Source organism: Mycolicibacterium smegmatis, from assembly GCF_001457595.1.
Lineage (GTDB): Bacteria > Actinomycetota > Actinomycetes > Mycobacteriales > Mycobacteriaceae > Mycobacterium > Mycobacterium smegmatis.
The window spans coordinates 2,956,544-2,978,553 of the sequence record NZ_LN831039.1; the positions used below are offsets into that span (position 1 = coordinate 2,956,544).

The 22,010-nt window shown below is 67.9% G+C and carries 19 protein-coding genes and 1 pseudogene; 9 read left to right on the forward strand and 11 right to left on the reverse strand.

Annotation, left to right across the window (positions count from 1 at the left end; translation table 11 throughout):
• Nucleotides 1-51: 51 nt before the first annotated feature.
• The 7 genes and pseudogenes from AT701_RS14220 to AT701_RS14250 form a co-directional block, all read left to right on the forward strand.
• Nucleotides 52-756 (forward strand): annotated as a pseudogene (locus AT701_RS14220) (ABC transporter ATP-binding protein); the annotation flags it as partial.
• A gap of 53 nt (nucleotides 757-809) precedes the next feature.
• Nucleotides 810-1,256, forward strand: a complete 447-nt coding sequence (locus AT701_RS14225; protein WP_301348982.1) for a hypothetical protein — start codon at nucleotides 810-812, stop codon at nucleotides 1,254-1,256.
• A 78-nt stretch (nucleotides 1,257-1,334) separates the two neighbouring features.
• Nucleotides 1,335-1,916, forward strand: a complete 582-nt coding sequence (locus AT701_RS14230) for a hypothetical protein (protein WP_223495552.1) — start codon at nucleotides 1,335-1,337, stop codon at nucleotides 1,914-1,916.
• Nucleotides 1,913-2,614: a hypothetical protein gene (locus AT701_RS14235; protein ID WP_058126054.1), complete on the forward strand. Its 702-nt coding sequence runs from the start codon at nucleotides 1,913-1,915 to the stop codon at nucleotides 2,612-2,614. Before AT701_RS14230 ends, AT701_RS14235 begins: the two co-directional genes overlap by 4 nt.
• Before the next feature lie 158 nt (nucleotides 2,615-2,772).
• On the forward strand, nucleotides 2,773-5,160 hold the full coding sequence (locus AT701_RS14240; protein WP_058126055.1) for a molybdopterin oxidoreductase family protein: 2,388 nt from the start codon (nucleotides 2,773-2,775) through the stop codon (nucleotides 5,158-5,160).
• 11 nt (nucleotides 5,161-5,171) lie between these two features.
• Complete coding sequence (locus AT701_RS14245) at nucleotides 5,172-5,654, forward strand: hypothetical protein (protein WP_011728611.1); 483 nt, start codon at nucleotides 5,172-5,174, stop codon at nucleotides 5,652-5,654.
• 70 nt (nucleotides 5,655-5,724) lie between these two features.
• Entirely contained in the window at nucleotides 5,725-8,127 is a 2,403-nt protein-coding gene (locus tag AT701_RS14250; RefSeq protein WP_014877502.1) for a Tex family protein, read from the forward strand.
• 3 nt (nucleotides 8,128-8,130) lie between these two features.
• Here AT701_RS14250 and AT701_RS14255 read toward each other — a convergent pair whose 3' ends face one another.
• The 9 genes from AT701_RS14255 to AT701_RS14295 all read right to left on the reverse strand — a co-directional run bounded on the left by AT701_RS14255 (nucleotide 8,131) and on the right by AT701_RS14295 (nucleotide 19,673).
• Nucleotides 8,131-8,829 carry a TVP38/TMEM64 family protein gene (locus tag AT701_RS14255; protein ID WP_058126056.1) on the reverse strand — a complete coding sequence of 233 codons (699 nt, stop codon included), beginning with the start codon at nucleotides 8,827-8,829 and terminating at the stop codon, nucleotides 8,131-8,133.
• Nucleotides 8,830-8,859: 30 nt separating this feature from the next.
• Complete coding sequence (locus AT701_RS14260) at nucleotides 8,860-10,269, reverse strand: LLM class flavin-dependent oxidoreductase (protein ID WP_014877503.1); 1,410 nt, start codon at nucleotides 10,267-10,269, stop codon at nucleotides 8,860-8,862.
• A 79-nt stretch (nucleotides 10,270-10,348) separates the two neighbouring features.
• Nucleotides 10,349-11,644, reverse strand: a complete 1,296-nt coding sequence (locus tag AT701_RS14265; RefSeq protein WP_058126057.1) for an NtaA/DmoA family FMN-dependent monooxygenase — start codon at nucleotides 11,642-11,644, stop codon at nucleotides 10,349-10,351.
• On the reverse strand, nucleotides 11,641-12,996 hold the full coding sequence (locus AT701_RS14270) for an NtaA/DmoA family FMN-dependent monooxygenase (protein ID WP_058126058.1): 1,356 nt from the start codon (nucleotides 12,994-12,996) through the stop codon (nucleotides 11,641-11,643). The genes AT701_RS14265 and AT701_RS14270 overlap by 4 nt, the downstream gene beginning before the upstream one ends.
• Complete coding sequence (locus AT701_RS14275; protein WP_058126059.1) at nucleotides 12,993-14,606, reverse strand: ABC transporter ATP-binding protein; 1,614 nt, start codon at nucleotides 14,604-14,606, stop codon at nucleotides 12,993-12,995. The genes AT701_RS14270 and AT701_RS14275 overlap by 4 nt, the downstream gene beginning before the upstream one ends.
• Before the next feature lie 14 nt (nucleotides 14,607-14,620).
• Complete coding sequence (locus AT701_RS14280; protein WP_174519660.1) at nucleotides 14,621-15,421, reverse strand: ABC transporter permease; 801 nt, start codon at nucleotides 15,419-15,421, stop codon at nucleotides 14,621-14,623.
• Between the two features lie 68 nt (nucleotides 15,422-15,489).
• Nucleotides 15,490-16,458: an ABC transporter permease gene (locus AT701_RS14285; RefSeq protein ID WP_011728618.1), complete on the reverse strand. Its 969-nt coding sequence runs from the start codon at nucleotides 16,456-16,458 to the stop codon at nucleotides 15,490-15,492.
• Nucleotides 16,459-16,460: 2 nt separating this feature from the next.
• A complete protein-coding gene (locus tag AT701_RS14290; protein WP_011728619.1) occupies nucleotides 16,461-18,047 on the reverse strand; it encodes an ABC transporter substrate-binding protein in 1,587 nt (528 codons plus the stop codon).
• 216 nt (nucleotides 18,048-18,263) lie between these two features.
• A complete protein-coding gene (locus AT701_RS14295; RefSeq protein WP_011728620.1) occupies nucleotides 18,264-19,673 on the reverse strand; it encodes an MFS transporter in 1,410 nt (469 codons plus the stop codon).
• A gap of 74 nt (nucleotides 19,674-19,747) precedes the next feature.
• On the opposite strand from AT701_RS14295, the gene AT701_RS14300 reads away from it, so the two are divergent.
• Together AT701_RS14300 and AT701_RS14305 are read left to right on the forward strand one after the other, a co-directional pair.
• Nucleotides 19,748-20,149, forward strand: a complete 402-nt coding sequence (locus tag AT701_RS14300) for a winged helix-turn-helix transcriptional regulator (protein WP_011728621.1) — start codon at nucleotides 19,748-19,750, stop codon at nucleotides 20,147-20,149.
• An 85-nt stretch (nucleotides 20,150-20,234) separates the two neighbouring features.
• The gene (locus AT701_RS14305) at nucleotides 20,235-20,657 is read left to right on the forward strand and encodes a nitroreductase family deazaflavin-dependent oxidoreductase (protein WP_011728622.1); all 423 of its coding nucleotides are present in this window, start codon (nucleotides 20,235-20,237) and stop codon (nucleotides 20,655-20,657) included.
• A gap of 13 nt (nucleotides 20,658-20,670) precedes the next feature.
• Here AT701_RS14305 and AT701_RS14310 read toward each other — a convergent pair whose 3' ends face one another.
• Both AT701_RS14310 and AT701_RS14315 read right to left on the reverse strand, forming a co-directional pair.
• Nucleotides 20,671-21,108, reverse strand: a complete 438-nt coding sequence (locus tag AT701_RS14310; protein ID WP_042510640.1) for a hypothetical protein — start codon at nucleotides 21,106-21,108, stop codon at nucleotides 20,671-20,673.
• Between the two features lie 92 nt (nucleotides 21,109-21,200).
• Complete coding sequence (locus AT701_RS14315; RefSeq protein WP_036463150.1) at nucleotides 21,201-21,974, reverse strand: SDR family NAD(P)-dependent oxidoreductase; 774 nt, start codon at nucleotides 21,972-21,974, stop codon at nucleotides 21,201-21,203.
• Nucleotides 21,975-22,010 lie beyond the last annotated feature (36 nt).

Here is a 22,010-nt window from a genome sequence, read left to right on the forward strand (position 1 = left end):
ACGTTCGACGGGGTCCCGGCCGTCACGGACGTGACCCTGCGCGTGGGCGCGGGCGAAACCGTGGCTCTCGTCGGAGGGTCGGGCGCAGGGAAATCCACGTTGGCCCGAGCCGTCGCCGGTCTGGTCACGCCGACGTCGGGATGCATCCGGTTCGACGGTGTGGACCTGACCACCGCAGACAGGTTCCGCAGGCGCGCGGCGCGGCGCGGCATGCACCTGGTGTTCCAGGACCCCTACGCCTCGCTTCCGCCCAACCTGCGGGTCGGCGACATCGTCGCCGAGCCGCAGCTGATCCACCGGCAGGGTGACCGCGAGAGCCGTCGCGCGGCCGCGCTGGAGGCGCTGGAACGTGTGCGACTGAGCCCGGCCGAGGATTACGCCCAGCGCTTCCCACACGAACTGTCCGGTGGCCAGCGCCAACGCGTCGCGTTCGCGCGCGCATTGGTCACCGCGCCGCGGCTGCTGCTCGCCGACGAACCCGCCAGCGGGCTCGACGCGTCGCTGCGCGTCGAGATCGTGGACCTGATGACCGAACTGGCCACCACGACGGGGATGGCGGTGGTGCACATCACCCACGATCTGGCACTGGCAGCGCGCAGCTGCGACCGCACGGTTGTCATGTGCGACGGACGCATCGTCGAATCCGGGCCCACCGCACGGGTTCTCGCCACACCCACCCACGAGTATGCCGCAGCACTGGTCTCGGCCGCGGCGGGAAATCATGAAAAGCTCTACCACTCAGGAGGATTGATTTGACGCTCGAGGTCATCGAGAACGGGACGGTCATCGATTTCACCGTCGCCGACATCATGAAGTACCACGGTCCCGGCTTTCCCGGCGGTGTCGCACACGCGGTCAAGGTGCTCGAGCGGGCGTTGCCGGTGCTCAGTCCCGACGGCCCCGCCGAACGTCGCGAGATCGTCGTCGCCACGGCGCATCGCGGCCCCGGAGTGCGCGACACATTCGAGGCGGTCACCCGCGCGGTCACCGAGGGACACTTCACGGTGGACGCAAAGCTGGAGCGCACCGACCGCGGCGCCACCCTGGAGCGCTACGTCTTCGAGCTGAGCTACCGAGGCACGGTGGTGCGCCTCGAAATCCGGGAGGGATTCGTCGTCGACGAGTTCATCGCACTCGCCCGCAGAACGGACCGTACTTCCGAAGAGGAACAACGGCTGACCGTGCTCAAGCAGGAAATGGCCGATCGACTGCTGGCCGCGCCGGCGGACGAGGTGTACGACATCGTCGCGTCATAGCCTGCCTCCCGCCGCCCGTTGACACCCGAGACTTGGAAAGAGACTGTGCCAGAAACCTGTTCACCGACAATCGCCCCGGTGTTGCACATCACGATGGGGTCCCACCACCCAGCGGGCGCACCGGGCTCGGATCCCAGACTGGGTGAGGTCGACATCTATCGACTTCCGGACACCGACCTGCGCGACGTGCGCGGGCTGATCACCTGCGCGGGTGCCGACCAGATCTTCCTCGAACGCAACCGCGAACTGCTCACCGGCTTCGTCCGCGCCGGCGGGCGGGTTGCGGTGATGGGGCATCCGGTCACCGATTTCCTTCCCGGGCTCGGGGTTTGGCGCGAGCTCGACTACACGGGGCCCAAGGACCTCCAGATCAGCCTGGGCGATCCGCATCCGGTATGGGCTGGTATCGACCCCGTCGATCTCAGTGTCCGCAAGGGCGTCACCGGTTTCTACTCCCGCGGCTACGTCGACAAGCTGCCTCCGGACGCTGTGATCACGACCCGGATCGGGCGGCACGCGCTGCCGTTGGACTACGTGTATCCGCTCGGCGCGGGGCAGGTCCTGGTGCACAGCGGTAACGATCTGATCAATTGGGAGGGCGACGCGAACACGGCCGCGCGGATGACCCCGCAACTCATCGACTGGCTGGTGGCACGATGACAAAACCCGAACCGTTCTCCCGGAACGACCTGGCGCCGCAACGCGGGCGCCGGCTGGCGATCGTGCACAGCGGCTCGTATGCCCACCTGTACGCGATGAAGGATCCGGCGGTGCTGGCCTACCAGCCGGACTTCGTCTACCTGCCAGACCTCGACGACGGGGCGCTCGACGGGTACGACACCGTCATCGTGGGTGATCGGATGCACCCCGACCTCCTTGCCCGTCACGCCCCTCGGTTCCACGCGGTGTCCGAACGCGGAGGCACCCTCGTGGTGCTCGGCGAGAACCAGGTGCACACCTGGTTGCCCGGGATCGAGTGGGAGCATCGACCGACGAACTTCTGGTGGTGGGTCAGCGGTGAGGACCCCCTGATCCGCACCCGCAGCCACGAGCACGAGGCCTGGCGGTACCTGACGACGAAAGCGGTGATCTGGCACCACCACGGCCTGCTCCGGCCGGCCGCCGACGTGGTGCCGTTGCTGGTGTCGGAGGAACCCGACGCCGACGGCAGGCCACACGACGCGGGGATGCTGCTGTACGAGGACACCGTGAGCACTGCGGGACGGTTGATCGTGACGACCCTGGACCCCATGCATCACCACGGCAGCCGGTTCATGAGCGGTGCGACCCGGTTTCTCTACGCTCTGCTGCGGTGGACCGACCAGACCTCGCCCAGCCTGGTGCGCGAAGGGCGCTGACAGGCCGGACGTCTCTGTGAGGTTCCTTCGGTGTTCGGCCGGCACGGTTTCAGCTGCCCGTCACGGGGTAAGCGCCATCCACGGGGCACATCCGGTGGTGCGTTCCGACATCGCGATCACCGTGACTGCCCGCCTCGCGACAGGGCAGGAGCACGACCATGGCTCGCACAGACCGGATCTCGGATCCGTGGGGCTCCAGGACGCCGTACGCGGCCGGTGAACCGTGGCCGCAACGTGTCGATCGATACCTCACGCCGGGCCTCACCGACGACGACGTCGACAGGTGGGTGCAGTCGGCCGCGGTGCTGCACTCCAACGGCGACGGGCTCGACATCGCGGTCAAGGACGGACGCATCGTCGGCGTGCGCGGCCGGGCGGACGACCGGGTCAACCACGGCCGCCTCGACCCCAAGGACCTGTTCGGCTGGCAGGCCAACCACTCGGGAGACCGGCTGCGCACACCCCTGGTCCGGCAGAACGGGCTACTCGTCGAATCCGACTGGGACACCGCGATGGACCGCATCGTCGCCCGCAGCCGGCAGTTGCTCGACGAGCGCGGACCGAACTCGATCGGGTTCTACACCTCGGGGCAGCTGTTCCTGGAGGAGTACTACACGCAGTGCGTGATCGCGCACGGAGCGATCGGCACCAACCACGTCGACGGCAACACCCGGCTGTGCACCGCGACGGCGGCCGAGGCGCTCAAGGAATCGTTCGGCTGCGACGGCCAACCCGGCTCGTACGCCGATGTCGACCATGCCGACGTCATCGCGCTCTACGGCCACAACGTCGCCGAAACCCAGACGGTGCTGTGGATGCGCATGCTCGATCGCCTCGCCGGGCCGAACCCGCCTGCGATCGTGTGCGTGGACCCACGCCCCACTCCCGTCGCGCGGCACGCCGCCGTGCACCTCGCGCCGCTACCCGGAACCAACGTCGCACTGATGAACGGCCTGCTGCACGAGATCCTCGATCACGACTGGGTGGACCACGACTACATCGAGGCGCACACCGTCGGCTTCGACGAACTCCGCAAGCGGGTCGCCGAGTTCCCTCCCGAGCGCGTCGCCGAGATCTGCGGGGTCGGTGCCGACGACGTCCGACGCGCCGGTGAACTGATCGGCACGGCCGAGCGGCTGCTGTCGACCGTGCTGCAGGGGTTCTACCAATCGCATCAGGCCACCGCGGCCGCGGTACAGGTGAACAACATCCACCTGGTGCGCGGCATGCTCGGGAGACCCGGCTGCGGCCTGCTGCAGATGAACGGACAGCCCACGGCCGAGAACACCCGCGAGTGCGGCGCCGACGGCGACCTCGCCGGATTCCGCAACTGGGCCAACGATTCCCACATCGAGCAACTCGCGGCGCTGTGGAATCTGGACGCCACGACCATCCCGCACTACGCGCCGCCCACGCATGCCATGCAGATGTTCCGCTACGCCGAAGAGGGATCGCTGCGGATGTTGTGGGTCAGCGCCACCAACCCCGCGGTGTCCCTACCGGAACTGGGCCGCATCCGCCGGATCCTGTCGCAGGACCGGCTGTTCTTGGTGGTGCAGGATCTGTTCCTCACCGAGACCGCGCAACTCGCCGACGTGGTGCTGCCCGCCGCGGCGTGGGCCGAGAAGACCGGCACGTTCACCAATGCCGATCGGACCGTGCATATTTCGGACAAGGCGGTCGACCCGCCCGGGCAGGCCCGGTCCGACTTCGACATCTTCCTCGACTACGCCCGCCGGATGGACTTCCGCGACAGGGACGGCCGACCGCTGCCTGCGTGGAATACCCCGGATGAGGCCTTCGAGGCGTGGAAACGGTGCAGCGCCGGGCGACCGTGCGACTACACCGGGCTGTCCTACGAGAAGTTGCGTGGTAGCGGCGGAATCCAATGGCCCTGCAACGCTGAGCATCCCGACGGCGTTGAGCGTCTGTACGCCGGCGGGGAGTTCTTCGCCGCACCGGACTACTGCGAGGCGTACGGCAAGGATCTGATCACCGGCGCTCCGCTGGAGCCCACCGAGTATCGGGCCATGAACCCGTTCGGCAAGGCCATCATCAAGGCTGCCGAGTACGTGCCGCCGCACGAACGTCCGTCGGCCGAGTATCCGTACGTGTTGATCACGGGCCGCACGGTGTACCACTTCCACACCCGCACCAAGACGGGCCGCACACCGCAACTGCAGGCGGCCGCGCCCGAGGTCTGGGTGGAGTTGGCGCGTGCCGACGCGCTCCGCGCCGGGATCGTCGAAGGGGACCTGGTCGAGATCCGGACGGTGCGCGGCTGTGTGACGGCCGCCGCGCGCCTGACCGACCTGCGCCGCGGGGTGGTGTTCCTGCCGTTCCATTACGGCTACTGGGACACGGGCGACGACGGCGGGAAGGACGGCCACCACCGCGCCGCCAACGAGTTGACGCTCACAGACTGGGACCCGGTGTCCAAGCAACCCATCTTCAAGACCGCGGCCGCGTCGGTGCGACGCATCGGTGCCGGCATGGCGGCCACCCCCGAACCCGTGGCCCACGCGGTCGCCGACGAACACCTCTGAGAGGGCCGATCATGACCAAGCTCGCGCTGCCGATCGTCCAGCTGCACCGCAGCGAGCGCCACCTCGCGCACGCGCTGCGGGCGATCGCCGCCCGCCACCACAGCGACCAGGACATCTGCCATCTCGCACGCGATCTCGCGGGCTGGTGTGACGAGCATGTCGAACTTCTGGCGCGGCACGGCCGTCGCTACCACGTGCGGCTGCCCGCCGGGCCGCGTCGCATCCACGCCCGGCGATGGATCCAGGAAAAGCTCAGCGATGCGCTGAACACGAGGCCGGAGCCCGCCCTGCTGCTCCTGGCCGATCTACGGCGTGTCCACCGCATCGCCGCGGGCGTGTCGCTGGACTGGGAACTGCTCGCCCAGGGCGCGCAGGCCACCAGGGACGACCAGCTGCTGGCGTTGACCCAGCAGTGCCACCCGCAGTCGCTACGGCAGATGCGCTGGGCGAATGCCATGCTCAAGGAGCTCTCGCCGCAGGCCCTGGCGGTGTGACCGCGAGCGTGACGGACACACAGCCGCCGTGACGCGGCGTTGTCGGCCGCATTCGGTAGGGTCCTCCGACGTGACTCAGAGCGTGCCTACGTCCGGTCCTGTCCCCGGCGTCCGATCGATCACCGCCCGGCTGGCCGAGGAGCTGTCCGTCGGTGAGCACCAGGTGGCTGCGGCCATCCACCTGCTCGACGAGGGCTCGACGGTGCCGTTCATCGCGCGTTACCGCAAGGAGGTCACGGGAAGCCTCGACGACGGTCAGCTGCGCACCCTGGAGGAGCGCCTGGCGTATCTGCGCGAGCTCGACGCGCGCCGTGAGGCCGTGCTGGCCTCGATCGAGGAGCAGGGCAAGCTCACCGACGAGCTGCGCGCAGCACTTGTCGCCGCGGACACCAAGGCCCGCGTCGAAGACATATACCTGCCGTACAAGCCCAAGCGCCGCACCAAGGCGCAGATCGCCAGGGAAGCCGGCCTGGAGCCGCTGGCGGACCGGCTGCTCGCCGATCCGAACCTGGTGCCCGAGGAGGTGGCGGGGGAGTTCCTCAACGAGAACGTCGCCGACGCCGCCGCCGCGCTCGAGGGTGCGCGCCACATCATCATCGAGCGCGCGTCCGAGGATGCCGAGCTGGTCGGTGCCACGCGTGAGAAGTTCTGGTCCGAGGGTTCGCTGCGCACCGCGCCGTTCTCCGAGGAGGCCGCGAAAAGCCCTGCCGCACAGAAGTTCCGTGACTACTTCGAGTTCTCCGAACCGCTGGAGCAGATGCCGTCGCACCGCGTGCTCGCGGTGCTGCGTGGCGAGAAGGAGCAGGCCCTGTCGCTGACGTTCGACGGCGGCGAGGACGAGGCCTACCAGGCGATGATCGCCCAGGCGCTCGGCATCGACATGACCTCGCCTGCGCCGGCGACGCCGTGGCTGGCCACCACCGTGCGGCTGGCATGGCGCGCCAAACTGATGATCTCGGCGTCGGTCGACGCGCGGATCCGGCTGCGCCAGCGCGCCGAGGAGGACGCCGTCGCGGTGTTCGCCCGCAACCTCAAGGACCTGCTGCTGGCCGCACCGGCCGGTACCCGCACCACGCTCGGCCTGGACCCGGGCTTCCGCACCGGCGTCAAGGTCGCCGTCGTCGACGGCACCGGCAAGGTGCTGGAGACCTGCGCGATCTACCCGCACCAGCCGCAGAAGCAGTGGGATCAGGCCAAGGCCACGCTCGGCGCGCTGATCGCCCGCCACGGCGTCGAACTCATCGCGATCGGCAACGGCACCGCATCACGCGAAACCGATGCGCTGGCTTCCGAACTCATCGCCGACATCCGCAAATCCGGCGCGAATCCGCCGATCAAGGCCATGGTCAGCGAGGCGGGCGCCTCGGTGTACTCGGCATCGGCCTACGCCGCGCGCGAACTTCCCGATCTCGACGTGACCGTGCGTGGTGCGGTGTCGATCGCGCGGCGCCTGCAGGACCCGCTGGCCGAACTGGTGAAGATCGACCCGAAGTCCATCGGTGTCGGCCAGTACCAGCACGACGTCACACCCGGGTCGCTCGCGCGCAGCCTCGACGCGGTCGTCGAGGACGCCGTGAACGCCGTCGGCGTCGACCTCAACACGGCCTCGGTACCGCTGCTCGCGCGCGTCTCGGGTGTCACCGAATCGCTGGCCGAGGCCATCGTCGCGCACCGCGAGAGCACCGGGCCGTTCCGCAACCGCAAGGCGCTGCTGGACGTTCCTCGCCTGGGCCCCAAGGCTTTCGAACAGTGCGCGGGCTTCCTGCGCATCCGCGACGGCGAGGATCCGCTCGACGCGTCCGGTGTGCACCCGGAGTCCTACCCGGTGGTGCGCCGCATCCTGGACCGCGCAGGTGTCACGCTCGCCGAACTGATCGGGGACACCCGCACGCTGCGCACTCTCAAACCGGCCGAGTTCGCCGACGACCGGTTCGGTGTCCCGACGGTCACCGACATCATCGGCGAGTTGGAAAAGCCCGGCCGGGACCCGCGTCCGGCGTTCTCGACGGCCACCTTCGCCGCGGGCGTCGAGAAGGTCGCCGACCTCAAGCCCGGCATGATCCTCGAAGGCGTCGTGACCAACGTCGCGGCGTTCGGCGCGTTCGTCGACGTGGGTGTGCACCAGGACGGTCTGGTGCACGTCTCGGCGATGGCCGACCGCTTCGTCTCCGATCCGCACGAGGTGGTGAAGTCGGGTCAGGTGGTCAAGGTCAAGGTCGTCGACGTCGACGTCGATCGCCAGCGCATCGGTCTGAGCCTGCGCCTCAACGACGAACCCGACAAGGGCAAGCGCAACGACCGTCGCGACGGCGGGCAGAACCGCAACCAGAACCGCGGCGGCGGTCAGCGCAACAAGGGCGGCAACAGCGGTGGGAACAAGGGCGGCAACAACCGCGGCAACAAGGGCGGCCGCCGGGACCAGCCCATGGGGTCGATGGCTGAGGCGCTGCGCAACGCCGGTTTCGGCCGGTAGGGGTCAGGACGCCGGGTCCTGGTGCCTGCCGCGCCAGGACCGGTACCCGCGGTGCGCCGCGAACGCACCGATGATCGCGGTGACGCACCACACCGCGATCGCGGTGTAGGCCAGCGGCGCCGACAGGTCACCGATCGACGCGCCGAGCGCGGTGTAGACGAACGCACGCGGCGCCGATCCGATGAACGAGCCGACCACCATCTGCCACAACGGCACTCCGAACGCGCCGAACGCATATGAGGCGAGCGCGTCGGAGATGCCGGGGACGAACCGCTGGCCGACGACGGCCCACAACCCGCCGCGTTCGATCTGCCGGTCGAGCCGGTCGGCACGCTCGGCGCCCAGCACACCGCGGGCGCTCTCGCGGCCGGCGCGCCGTCCGATGAGGCTCGCGACGGTGGCGGTGCCGACCGTGGCGCCCAGCGTGACGAACGTGCCCAGCACCGGGCCGAACAGGAAGCCACTGGTGCCTGCCAGGACGGGGCCGGGCACGAACAGCGCACCCAGGCACGCCGACACCACGACATAGACCAGGGGAGCGATCGGGCCGGTCGCCGACACCGCGCCGCGGATGTCACCGATGTCGACGACGCGCGCGACGGCCACCAGGTAGAACAGCCCGATCAGAAACGCCGCGAACAGCGCGAGCCGGATGATGTGCCGGGTGCGGCCGGTAGCGGGGGGATCGTCGGTGTCGGTCATGCTGACGCCGATTCTCCCGTACGGCGGGTGCTAGACCGACTCCGAGACTGCGCGTGCGGCCACATCCGCTTCGCGGAACCGGCCCCGCCAGTGCCGCGCCGGGTGACGCTCGGGCAGGTGGGGGCCGTTGCCGAAGAGCTTTTCGCGCAGTGTGCCGGGCGCGTACTCGGTCTGGGCCAGGCCGCGGGACTGCAGCTCGGGAACCACGTGGTCGATGAAATCGGCGAAGCTGCCCGGCGTGGTGATGTAGCGGATGTTGAGCCCGTCGACGCCCGCGTCCTGCCATTCCTCGAGCGCGTCGGCAATCTGTTCGGGGGTGCCGACGATGCGGGTCGACTCCTGCTGCTGGCGCACCAGGTCGGCGATGGTCGGGTTGGTGCCCGGCGGCGCGGCCGCGATGAGCGCCTCGATGGTGCTGCGCGTGCCCTGGACGGTGGGCGCGAGATCGCCGATGGGGGTGTGGTGGTCCAGACCGCCGAGGTCGACGCCGATACCGCCGCTGCGGTGTGCGATGAGGGCGTCGACGCTGAGGTACTCGTCGAGTTCGGCGGCGCGGGCCCTGGCCTCGACCTCGGTGGAGCCGACGACGAACGACAGGCCCTGGAAGAACTTGATGTCCTCGCGGCGGCGCCCGGCCGCCACCGCGCGGTCACGGGTGTCGTCGATCACGACACGGGCGCCCTTGGGCGAGGCCGCGTTGATGAACACCCCTTCGGCGTGGCGTGCTGCGAAAGCCCTTCCCGCGGTGGATGTGCCGGCTTGGAACAGTACCGGGGTGCGCTGCGGTGACGGGAAACTCAGATGCGGACCCTCGACGCGGTACCGCTTGCCGATGTGGTGGATCTTGTGCACCTTGTCGGGGTCGGCGTGGATGCCGCGTTCGCGGTCGCGCAGCAGCGCGCCGTCGTCCCAGGAGCCTTCCCACAGCTTGTAGACGACCTCGGTGTACTCCTCGGCCCACTGATAGCGCTCGTCGTGCTCCTCGCGTTCCGGCAGCCCGAAGTTGCGCGCAGAGTTCTGCAGCGCGCTGGTAACGACGTTCCAGCCGATGCGCCCCTTGGAGGCGTGGTCGAGGGTGGAGATCTTGCGGGCGAACGAGAACGGATGATCCTGCAGCACCGAACTGGTGATCACCAGGCCGAGGTGCTCGGTGGACAACGCCAGGGCCGAAACGATCGCAGACGGATCGTGATTCGGGATCTGCAGGCCCTCGCGCAGATAGGTCTCCCACCCGCCGCGGTAGTCGTCGTACAGTCCGACCACGTCGGCGAAGAAGATCGAGTCGAACTTCCCGCGTTCGAGGAGCTTGACCAGTTCGACCCACGGGTCGAGTTGGTCGAACTCCACACTGCGGGTCTCGGGGTTGCGCCACGCCCCGTAGGCGACGTGGGTGGCGGTGTTCATGGTGAAGGCGTTGAGGATCAGCCGCGGGCGGGTCATGACGCCGACGCTAGGACCGGTACCGGTCGCGTCCAACGGTTTATCTCACGAGGCGCGAAACCTGTTCGCCATAAGGGAATCACGAAGACAGATGGCCACGCAGCGTCGTCGTGCTGTACTCGCGGCGGAACAGCCCGCGCTCCTGCAGGACCGGCACCACGTGATCGACGAAGGCCGCCAGGCCGTCGGGCAACCGGTCGATGTTCAGGTTGAAACCATCGGCGGCGCCTTCGCGGAACCACAACTCGAGATCGTCGGCGACCGATTCGGGGGAGCCCACCACGTAGCGGTGCCCACCCGGGTTGCGGGTGAGCAGGTCGCGCACTGTCAGCCCTTCGGTCTGCGACTGCGTCACAAGCGCTTTGGCGAACGCCGGGCTGACCGACGGCGAGTCGGTCGGCGCGTCCAGGATCGCGGTGGGTACCGGTTTGTCGAGCACCAGCAGTCGCGGGTCGGCGCCGATACGCTCGGCGAGTTGGTCACGTTCGGCTTCGACGTCGACGAAGGCGTCGATCTCGGCCTTGCGGGCCAGCGCCTCGGCCTCGGTGCTGCCCACCACGACGAACAGGCCCGGCAGGATCGTGAGCTCGTCGGGCGAGCGGCCATGTTGGCGTGCACGGTGTTTGGCGTCCTGGGCGAACTTGCGACCGGACCCGATGTCGCGTTGCACGGTGAAGATCGCGTCCGCCCACCGGCCGGCCATCTCCCGCAACCGTTCGGAGTCCCCGGCCTGCACGATCACCGGCCGTCCCTGTGGGGTCTGCGGAACCACGCCGGGCCCGGCCACCGAGAAGAAGTCGCCGGTGTGGTCGATCGCGTGCACCTTGTCGGCGTCCAGGTAGGTCCCGGAGCGCTGATCGGCGCGCACGGCGTCGGGTTCGAAGCTGTCCCACAGGCTGCGCACCACCCGTACGACCTCCTCGGCCTTGCGGTAGCGGTCCTCGGGGTCGATCGCGGCCGCCTTCGAGAAGTTCGCCCGCGCGGCCGGATTGAGGCTCGTCACGATGTTCCATCCGGCGCGCCCGCCGCTGATGTGGTCGAGCGTCGCGATCTGCCGGGCGATCGTGAACGGCTCGGCGAAAAGTGCATTCACCGTGGCGATGAACCCGATGTGCTCGGTCACCTGGGACAGCGCGCTGAACAAGACGATCGGATCGCACGCCCGCCACGGTCTGCGGTAGGCCTCCCCGTCGAGTGCCAGACTGTCGGCGAGGAACAGCGAATCGAACAGGCCGCGCTCGGCGATGCGGGCCACTTCACGGAAATGCGCGGTATCGGTGGGTCCGATGACGTCGGGTTGCGAGCGCCACGAATGGTCGTGGCGGCCGGTTGCGAGCAGATTGAGGTTGAGGTGCAGGTGTTTTCGTCCGGTCATCGCGCGATCCGTTCGACGACGCGCTGATTCTCGGGCAGGCCCGGCGTCCGGGTGCCGAGGCGGTCCCGCAGTCGGGCGGGGGCGACATCGTCTCGGAAGACGCCGCGTTGTCGTAACAACGGGATCAGATCACCGGCGATGCGGGCGAAGCTCGATCCGCCCAGAAGCGTGAAACCGTCGGCGGCACCCTCGTCGATCCACTGCGTGATGATGTCGGCGGCCGTCTCTGCGGTGCCGACGATCTGGAAATGCCCGAACGACGTCGCATACCGCACCAGGAAGTCTCGCAGTCGCGGGTAGGCACCGGTTTCCACCCATTCGCGGTAGATCAGCGCACGGCTGACGCGGCGCCCGGTACGCTCCAGCTCCGCGCGGTCGGGGAACCGGTCGAGCGGGATGTGGTCGTCGAGGTCGAGATCGGAGAGGTCCAATCCGCCGATCTCGTAGGTGATGGCCTCCCTGGCACGTTCGAGGTCCAGGTCGGTGAGTTCGGCGGAGTAGGCGGCCCAGGCCTGTTCGTCGGTGTCGCCCAGGTAGATCCGGATGCCCGGCAGCACCTTGAGGTCGTCGGCGTGGCGACCGGCCGCGACGACTGCGGCCTTGAGCCTGCGGTAATAACGCTTGCCGGCGTCGATGTCCGGCGATGCGACGAACACCACCTCGGCGGTGTCGGCGGCCAGTGCGATGCCGTCGTCGGACGCACCGGCCTGCGCGATCAGCGGGAACACCTGCGGGCTGGGTGGCAGGTCGAGGGCCTGGTGGACGCGGAAGTGCTCGCCCGACCACCCGATGTCGTGGACCAGGTCGGTGTCGACGTAGATCTCGGCGTCGCGGTCGGCGATGATCGCGTTGGCATCCCACGACGTCCACAGGGCCTTGGTGACGTCGAGGAATTCGCGGGCGCGACGGTAGCGTTCGCGTGGGGCGGGAATCTGGGTGTAGCCGTAGTTGGTCTCGCCGTTGAAGGAGGTGACGACGTTCCACCCGGCGCGGCCGTTCGACAACCGGTCCAGCGAGGCGAGTTCGCGAGCCACCGTGTAGGGCTCGCTGAACTGTGTGGACACTGTGATCACCAAACCGATGCGTTCGGTGTGCGCGGCGAGATACCCGGCCAGGGTGACCGGTTCGAACGACCGCGGCCCCGAATGCCGGATGAGGGTGCGGTTGAGGCCGAGGAAGTCGGTGATGAAGATCGCGTCGAATCCGATGCGGTCGAGTTCGGCGGCGAACAGCGCTTTGTCGCGCTGTCTCTCGTTGGTCGGTGTGGCGGCTTCGGTGGACTTCCACTGCGGGAAACGGTCACTGAAGTGGAATTCCGACGAGACGAAGAACACCGCGGGGGAACGGGTCATGATGCCAGTGCCAATCGTGCGAGACGGCGGCCGGGAACCGCGTCGATGAGGGTGCGGGTGTAGGGCGAGGTGGGTGCGGAGAACACCGCGGCGGTGTCGCCACTTTCGGCCACCTGACCGGCCTTGAGCACGACCACGCGGTGCGACAGCTGTTGTACCACCGACAGATCGTGTGAGATGAACAGGTACGTCAGTCCCAGATTGTCCTGAAGGTTGCGCAGCAGCCCCAAGATCTGGTCCTGCGTGACGACGTCGAGGGCCGACAGCGGTTCGTCGAGCAGAATGATCTGGGGCTGCACCACCAACGCACGGGCGATCGCGACCCGTTGGCGTTCACCACCGGACAACTCGACGGTTCGGCGGGTGAGCTTGTCACGGCTGAGGTTGACGTTGTCGAGGGCCTCGGCGATGCGCTGGTCGCGGTTGTCGAGATGATATGCGCGTAGTGGGCTTTCCAGGACTTCGCGCACACTCCAGCGCGGGTCGAGCGCGGAATCGGGGTTCTGGTAGACGAACTGGATGTTCTTCCAGTGTGCGCGGCGGTCGCGGTGGCCGAGTCGCGTGATGTCGTGGCCCAGCACCTCGATCGATCCGCGGGTGGGCTGGGTCAATCCGATGATCATCTTCGCGGTTGTGGACTTGCCGGATCCGGACTCGCCGACCAGGGCCAGTGTCTCGCCGCGACGCACGGTGAAGCTGATGTCGTCGACCGCGCGGTGGCGGTGACGCCTGTCGAGCCGGAACTCCTTGCTGACGTGGGCGACTCGGATGATCTCGTCGGCAGGGGCATGGACATTCTCGTGGGCCGCGGCCGGTGGGGTGATGCCGGCCCCGATGCGGCGTACCAGGGCGGCGGTGTACTCCGACGACGGGCGGCTGACGATGTCGTCGACCGGGGCATCCTCCACGATCTGTCCCTTGCGCATCACCACGACACGCGATGCGTGATCGGTGGCGACGCCGATGTCGTGGGTGACGAACAGTACGGTGGTGCCGTGTTCGGCGACCAGGCGATCGAACACCCGCAGCACCTGGGCCTGCACGGTCACGTCGAGCGCGGAGGTCGGTTCGTCGGCGACGAGCAGTTTGGGGTTGAGCCCGAAAGCGATCGCGATCAGCACCCGCTGGCGCATGCCGCCGGACAGTTCACCCGGATGCTGGCGCAGCCGTCGCTCGGGTTGGTCGATCTCGACCTGTTCGAGCAGATCGATGCACCGCCGCCGACGCTCGGCGCGGCTGAGCTTCTCATCTCGGAGGTCGAAGATCTCGGCGATCTGCGAACCGATGGTGCGCACCGGGTTGAGCGACGCGCCCGGATCCTGCGGCACCAGTCCGACCGTGGTGCCGCGGATTCGGCTCCACTCCCGTTCGGTCAGGCCCAGGATGCCGGCGCCGTCCAATGCGAGGGTGTCGGCGGTGACGGTCGCGGTGCGTGGCAGCAGACCCAGCACGGTGTTCACCAGGGTGGTCTTGCCCGAACCGGATTCGCCGACGATGGCGACGAATTCACCGGCCGCCAGGCTCAGGTTCACGTGGCCGAGCGCGATCTTCGGTGTGATTCCGTCACCGGGATAGGTCACGGTGAGATCGGACAGTTCGAGCAGCGGCACGGCGGTTCTCCGATTCAGATGTTGTTGGACTTGAGCACGCGCCGGCTCACGACGCCGAGCGCGACGATGACGACGAGGATCACCGCACCGGGCAGCGAGGTGAGCCACCACGCGGTGGCCAGGTAGCTGCGGCCCTCGGCGACCAGGAGCCCCCACTCCGGGGTCGGCGGTGGTGCGCTGTAGCCGAGGTAGCCCAGGGCGGAGATCGCGAGAATCGCTGCGCTCAGGTCGATCACGGCCAGGGCCACCACGGCGCCGATCGCGTTGGGCACGATGTGACGCCGGATCACCGACCAGCTGCTCTCGCCGGAGAGGAACGCGGCCTCGACGTAGTCGAGGGCACGCACCCGCATCACCTCCGCGCGGAACACGCGCGCGAAGATCGCGATCGAACCGATCCCGACACCGATGCCGACCGACAGCGGACCGGCCCCGTAGGCCGTGACGATCCACACCGACACCAGGAACCCGGGCAGCGCGAGAAGCACGTCGCTCAACCGCATTCCGACCGCGTCGGCGACCGGACCCGACACGCCGGCCAGGATGCCGATGATGCTGCCGACCACCAGGCCGACGGCGACCGCGAGTCCCGCGGTGAGCAGTGTGTGGGACGTACCGTGGATGACGCGGGTCAACACATCGCGCCCGAGGTGGTCGGTGCCGAACCAGTGTGCCCAACTGGGCGGCTGGAACTTCTCCAACCGGTTGCCGTTGAGCGGGTCCGCGCTGGTGAACACCCCCGGCGCGACGGCCCACGCCGCCACCAGCACCAGCAGCGCCCCGGAGATGCGCGCCGACCACGGTGCCGCGCGCAACGCCGAAAGCGATTTGTTCCGGCGGGTTTCGGTGTCCGGGTGATCGGACGGTGGGCCGACGGTGATGCTCACGTGAACCTACCCAACCGGGTGCTGAAACCCTGCCGTTGTGACTTTGTGACGCGGGGGTCGAGAACCGGGTACAGCAGATCCACCAGCAGGTTCACCCCGACGATCACCACCGAGGTGAGCAGCACCAGGCCCTGGATCAACGAGATGTCCTGGTTGGACACGGCCTGCAGCAGCACGGTGCCCAGCCCGGACCGGGAGAACACGGTCTCGGTGACCACCGACCCGCCCAGCAGCGCACCGATGGTGGTGGCCGTGACCGTCAGTGCCGGGCCCGCCGCGTTCTTGAGCACGTGCCTGCGGATCACCCAGGTGGGGCTGCCACCTTTGGCGCGGGCGGTGTTGATGTGCGGCAGGGCAAGCGTGGCCTCGGCATTCTTGAGCAGCACCTGGGCGATCGGCGCCGAGATCGGCACGGCCAGCACCGTCGCCGGCACCAGCAGAGACGCCAGAGAGCCGTCGGGGAACAGCGAGAACAACCCGAGTTGCACCGAGAAGATCTGCAGCACCACCAGCCCCAGCCAGAATGTCGGGATCGCGCTGAACAGCGGGGGAATGCTGCGAATGAATGTCCGCAGCCACTCGAACCGGGTTGTCGAGGCCAGCAGCAGCGTCGCCAGCGCGAACGCCAACGCCAGGACGGTCGCGGTGCCGGCCAGTTTGAGCGTCTCTCCGATCACGCTGCCGATTCGGTCGGTGACCGCTTGTCCACTGGACAGCGAGAACCCGAATTGTCCGTGCAGCAACTGGTTGAGCTGTGAGAAGTACTGCACGTACGCCGGGCGGTCGTACCCGTAGAACTCCTTGACCTGCTCGACGATCTCCGGGTTGAAGTAGCCGTCGCCTTTGGCGACGAAGATCGACACCGGGTCGGTCGGCAGGATGCTCACGCCCCAGAAGATCACGGTGAATGCCAACAGCAGCACGAGCAGCGACTGGCCGATGCGGGCGGCGGCATAGCGGAGCATGGTCAGTTCTTCCAGGCGCTCTGGAACAGCGGTTCGGTGTAGTTGGTGAACTCGACGTGCACGTTGGGCGCGGCCGCGTGCACCTGCACCTCGTCCCACAGAATCAGTGCCAGTTGATCGTCGATCACCTTCTTCTGGATCCGCGCGGCGATGTCTTTGGCGTGCGCAGGATCGGTGGCCCGCAGTTCTTCGGCCGACAACGCGATCAGCTCGTCGTTGGTGGCGAAGGTCAGGTTGCCGTTCGCGCGACCGAACAGCATGCCCAGCCCGTTGTTGTAACTCGTGCGGGTGCCAAGCAGCGGCGTGGATCCGTCGGCGTTGGCGGCGTTGAACAACGTGGTGTCACCGGCGCGGTTCTGCAGCGCCACTCCGAGCTCGCGCCAGCCCGACTCGATGAACTCGAACGCCGGACGGAACACCACGCTCTGGTTCGACGCGGCCAGCGTGAGGTTGAGCTTCTTGCCGTCCTTCTCCCGGATACCGTCGCCGCCGACCTTCCAACCGGCCTCGTCGAGCAGCGCCGCGGCCCTTCGGGGGTCGTATCCCAGATCTGCGCTCTCGTCGGTGAACAGCGGATCGTCGTGTCCCAGAACGGAATCAGCAGCCCGATAACTGGGGGACAGCACGGTGTCGACGACGGCCTGGCGGTCGATGCCCAGTTGCAGCGCGCGGCGGACCCGTTGATCGCTGACCAGCTCGTTGTTGATGCGAAATCCGACGATGTTGGCGGTGAGGATCGGCGCGGCCACCGGAATCACCTGGAAGCCACCCTGGGCCAGGGCCGGTTCGTCGGTGGGCTGGATGCCGCGGGCGAGATCGACCTGTCCCGACTGCACGGCACCGGCCCGCAGGCCGGGTTCGCCGATCACCCGCACCACGAGCTTGTCGAGGTACGCAGCGCCCTGGTTGGGTGAATTGACCGGCGGCCACGCGTAATCCGGCCGTTTGGTGAGCACGACCTCCTGGTCGGGGACGTGCGACTGGTAGACGAAAGGTCCAGAGCCGACGACGTTCTCGATCTTGGCCTGGCCGTCGAAATCGAGCGCCAGGGTCTTCTCCCCGCGGATCCCGGCGCGACCGTTGGCGACGACGCGGTAGAAGTTGCTGTTGGGTTGGTCGAGGAACACGGTGATGGTGTTGCCGTTGACCTCACTGTGGTCGTACCCGACGAAATCGCTGAACGGCGGGATCTTCTTGGCCGGATCTCCCTTGCCGAGTTGATCGAAGTTCGCCTTGACGACCTCGGCGGTCAACGGGGTTCCATCGCTGAAGGTGACATCGTCGCGGATCGTGAAGGTGTACCGGGTCGCGTCGTCGTTGCGGCTGAACTCTTCGGCCAGCCAGCCGTACACCTCACCGGTCTTCGGGTCGAGGTACACCAGCCGGTCGACGACCTGGAACAGCAGATTGGCTGTCGTGTAGTTGGTGCTCAGCGCGTCGGTGACGAACTGCACGTCGGAGAAGGTGAGGGTGCCGCCGGGCTGCGGCTGCCCACTCGGTCCGGAACTGGCCGACTGCTGCTGACCGGAGCAGGCTGCCAGCACCGCCACCGCAAGGGTGCCGGCAATCATTTTGTGCAAACGGCGCATCGGGTCCTCGTCTGGGAGTCGGGGGACGGCCACGATGCACAGTCGCGGTGGGGCAAAGCTTTTCGCCGGCACACCGGCAGTGTCGGACCGCCCGAACGTACGCCGAACGTTAGGGGCGGGGTCCAACGCGCTCAACAATTTATCTTGCAGTGCGCAAAAGTATCCTGCCCGGGCGATATTCGCGACGCGATGACCGGAAAGGTCTGCGGAGCGGGACTACAGGTGAGGCTGGGCGGCCACGGCCGCGCACGCCTTCGGGGTACGCCAGGCGCGCGGCAGGGCCACCGCGACGCCGATCACGCCGAGGGCCAGAGGTACCAGCAACGCCAACCGGTACGAGTCGAGCTGCCCGGCACCGGCCGTCGTCGCCGCGACCTGGACCGCCGTGGCCGCGGCCAGTCCGACCGCCGCACCGAACTGGAAGGTCGTGTAGAGCAGACCGCTGGTGAGCCCCTGCGACGACTCCTCGACACCGTCGGTCGCGGCGATCGTCAGCGGCCCGTAGGCCAGGGTGAACGCGAGCCCGAGCGCCAGCAGGCTCGGCAGCATGCTCAGATACCCCCAGTCCTGTTCGACGCCCAGGAACAGCAGGAACGACAGCGCCGCGAACGCCATGCCTGCCGCGATGACGCGCCACAGACCGAACCAGCGCACCAGCACAGGCGTGAGTGTGGGAGCCAGCACCGCGTCGATACCGGCCACCAGCAGCGCCAGCGCCGTCGTCATCGCCGACCAGCCGCGCAACTCTTGCAGGTAGAGCACGACGATGAACTGGAAACCCATGAATCCGGCAGCCAGACAGCCCGCCCCCACGTAGGCGTTGACCTGCGAACCCGGCCGCAGCAGCGCCGGCGGTACCAACGGGTCGGCTGCGGTGCGCTGCCGGGCGGCGAATCCCGCGAACAGGGCGAGCGCGAGCAGGCCGAACGACACCGATCCGAGAACTGTTCCGTGGGCGGCGTTTTCGATTGCCGTCACGGTGAGCACCACGGCGCCGGTGACGAGTACCGCACCGGGAACATCCAACGTTCGCCTCGCTGTGACATCGTCGCGAGGGATCAGCGGGACCGCCAGCAGCAGCACCACCGACGCGAGCACGACGGGCGCGAAGAACACCCACCGCCAACCGAACGCGGTCAGCACACCTCCCGCGACGAGTCCCAGTGAGAACCCCGCCGCACCGATGCCGGCATAGATGAGCACAGCCCGATCCCGTTGCGGCCCTTCGGGAAAACTCGTCGTGATGATCGAGAGCCCGGCCGGCATGAGAAACGCCGCGGCGATCCCGGTGATCACCCGCACCGTGATCACCGTGGCTCCGTTGGGCGCGACACCACCCAACGCCGACATCCCGATGAAGATGACCAGGGCGGTCAGGAACACCCGCCGCCGCCCGTACACGTCGGCCGTGCGTCCGCCGAGCAGCATGAACCCGCCGTAGCCGATGACGTATCCGCTGACGATCCACTGCAGTTCGACGGTCGGGAGGTCGAGTGCCTGCCGGATGGTGGGCAGTGCGATGTTGAACATCGCGATGTCGATGCCCTCCAGGAAGGCTGCGCCGCACAGCGTTGCGAGCAGCAACGCCGCGCGGAAACCGGTTGCCCTGACGTCGACCGAGTCCATGCGACCACCTTTGGTTCCTCCTGGTAACTGACCACATCTTCAGGCACCATGGAGCGATGGCGGAAGAAGGCACTTTGAAGTCAGTCGGTATCCCCAAGGGAACCGAGTGCTGCCCGGACGCTTTTCAATGGGACCGTCGCGAGGACTGCGAGGTCCGCCAGATCCTCGACCGCATCGCCGACAAGTGGTCGCTGCTCATCATCGCCCTGCTCGACGACGGGTCCATGCGGTTCACCGAGCTCAAACGCATGATCGACGGCATCAGCCAGCGGATGCTGACGGTCACGCTGCGCCAACTCGAACGCGACGGCCTGGTGCGCCGCACCGTACACCCCGTCGTCCCGCCACGCGTGGACTACGAGTTGACCGATCTCGGCCGCACGCTGCACCAGACCGTGCAGCCTCTGGTCCGCTGGACCGAGGAGCATCAGCGCGACATCGCCGCGGCGCGGCAGCGATTCGACGAGGCGAACTGACCCGGTTTCCGGGACTCCCGCGGAATGGATGTTGTCACGCGACCGTTTCTCACCTGAAGACTGATCAGCGGCGAAAGGGTGCGACATGACAGAGGCCATCGACTGGGACCAGATGAACAACCAGGTGATCAAGGAGTTCCGGGAGACAGGCGGCAAGGCCGGCGGCCTCTTCGAGGGCAGCCCTCTGGTCCTGGTCCACCACACGGGTGCCAAGTCGGGGAAGCAACGGATCGCGCCTCTGGTGCCGCTGCTCGACGGCGACCGGATCTACATCTTCGGCAGCAAGGGCGGCGCCGACTCGCATCCGGACTGGTACCACAACCTGGTGGCCAACCCGGACACCGTCGTGGAACTCGGCACCGAGACCTTCCCGGTCAAAGCGCGCGTGCTCACCGGTGCCGAACGTGACGAGATCTACGCCAAGCAGGTCGCGGTCGCACCGCAGTTCGGCGATTACCAGCGCAAGACCACCCGCGTCATCCCGGTCGTCGAGTTGCAGCGCGTCTGAACGCTCGTGCGATCTAGAGGCGCACGAGCGAGAACGGGTAGGTGAACGTGCCGCCAGGCGCGCCGTCGCAACCCGCGGCGAACGAGGACTCCAAGGTGCCCTGCAGTGTCTCCGCATCCCACGAGTACACGTCGCGGGTGGCGATCACCGGACCGTAATACACGTTGCCGCAACGCAATCCGTCCGGCACGTCGACGGTCAACGTGTAACGCCCGTCGGTCAGATACGCATTGGCCCGGTACTCGAACGCCTTCGCGACCGGCATCGGTATCGCGGTGATCTGCACGCAGTCGGCCGCTTCCGGAACGCAGTACGACACCGCCCATGTCCAGGTGTGGAAGTCGTATCGGTCGGGGATGATCAGCTGATAGTTCGCGTAGAACGCCCGGGCCGGCGCTGCCGACAGGACGGCCGCCACCGTGACCCCGGTTACCATGGCCCCGGCCGTCATCAGCCCGGACATCAGCACGGAAACAGCCTTCCGTGTGCGCATGTGTTCTCCTCGTGTCAACCCGCATCGCTTCCGTAGGTGCGTGCTCGCACCTACATGTGCGAGCCGCCGTCGATGCGGACCTCGGTGCCGGTGATGAAGTACGCGTCGGCGCTGCCCAGCATCGCGACCACGCCCGCGACCGCATCGGGTCGGGCGAAGATCGCGCCGCCGTCGAGCGGGAGCATCGGGGCCACCTTGCCGAACAGGGAGAAGTCCGCGTCCTCGGGAAGCCCGGGGCCGATGCTCTGCCGCGACGCCCCGGTTCCGTCGGTCATCCCCGACGAGATGGAGCCCGGCTGAACCGAATTGAAGCGGATGCCGGCCTTCGCGAACTCCAGTGCCCAGGCGTGGGTCATCGCCAGCACGCCACCCTTGGACGCGGCGTAGGCGGCCATGTAGGGATGTGCGAAGTGCGCCGAGGTCGAACTGAAGTTCACCACAGCGGGCCGGTGGCCCTCGAGGAGCGCGCCGATGGCCTCGCGGGTCACCAGGAACGTCCCGGTCAGGTTGATGCGCAGGACCTGTTCGAAGTCGGCGAGGGAGGTCTGCGCCAGGTGGCTCGACCGTAGGATGCCCGCGGCGTTGACCAGGGTGTCGAGCCCGCCCAGCTCGGCGACCGCCGCGGCGACCCCGGCGCGCACCGAATCCTCATCGCCGACGTCGAGCGTCACGGTGGTCAACCGACTGCTGAACTCACCGGCCTTGCCCGTGGTGTCGTCGAGGCCCTCGGGGCTGATGTCGGCGGCCACCACCTGAGCGCCCTCGGCGAGGATCCGCAGTACGCAGGCCTGGCCGATCCCGGATCCACCCCCGGTGATGAGCACCCGCCGACCGGCGTACCGCGATGGTGCGATCGGTGA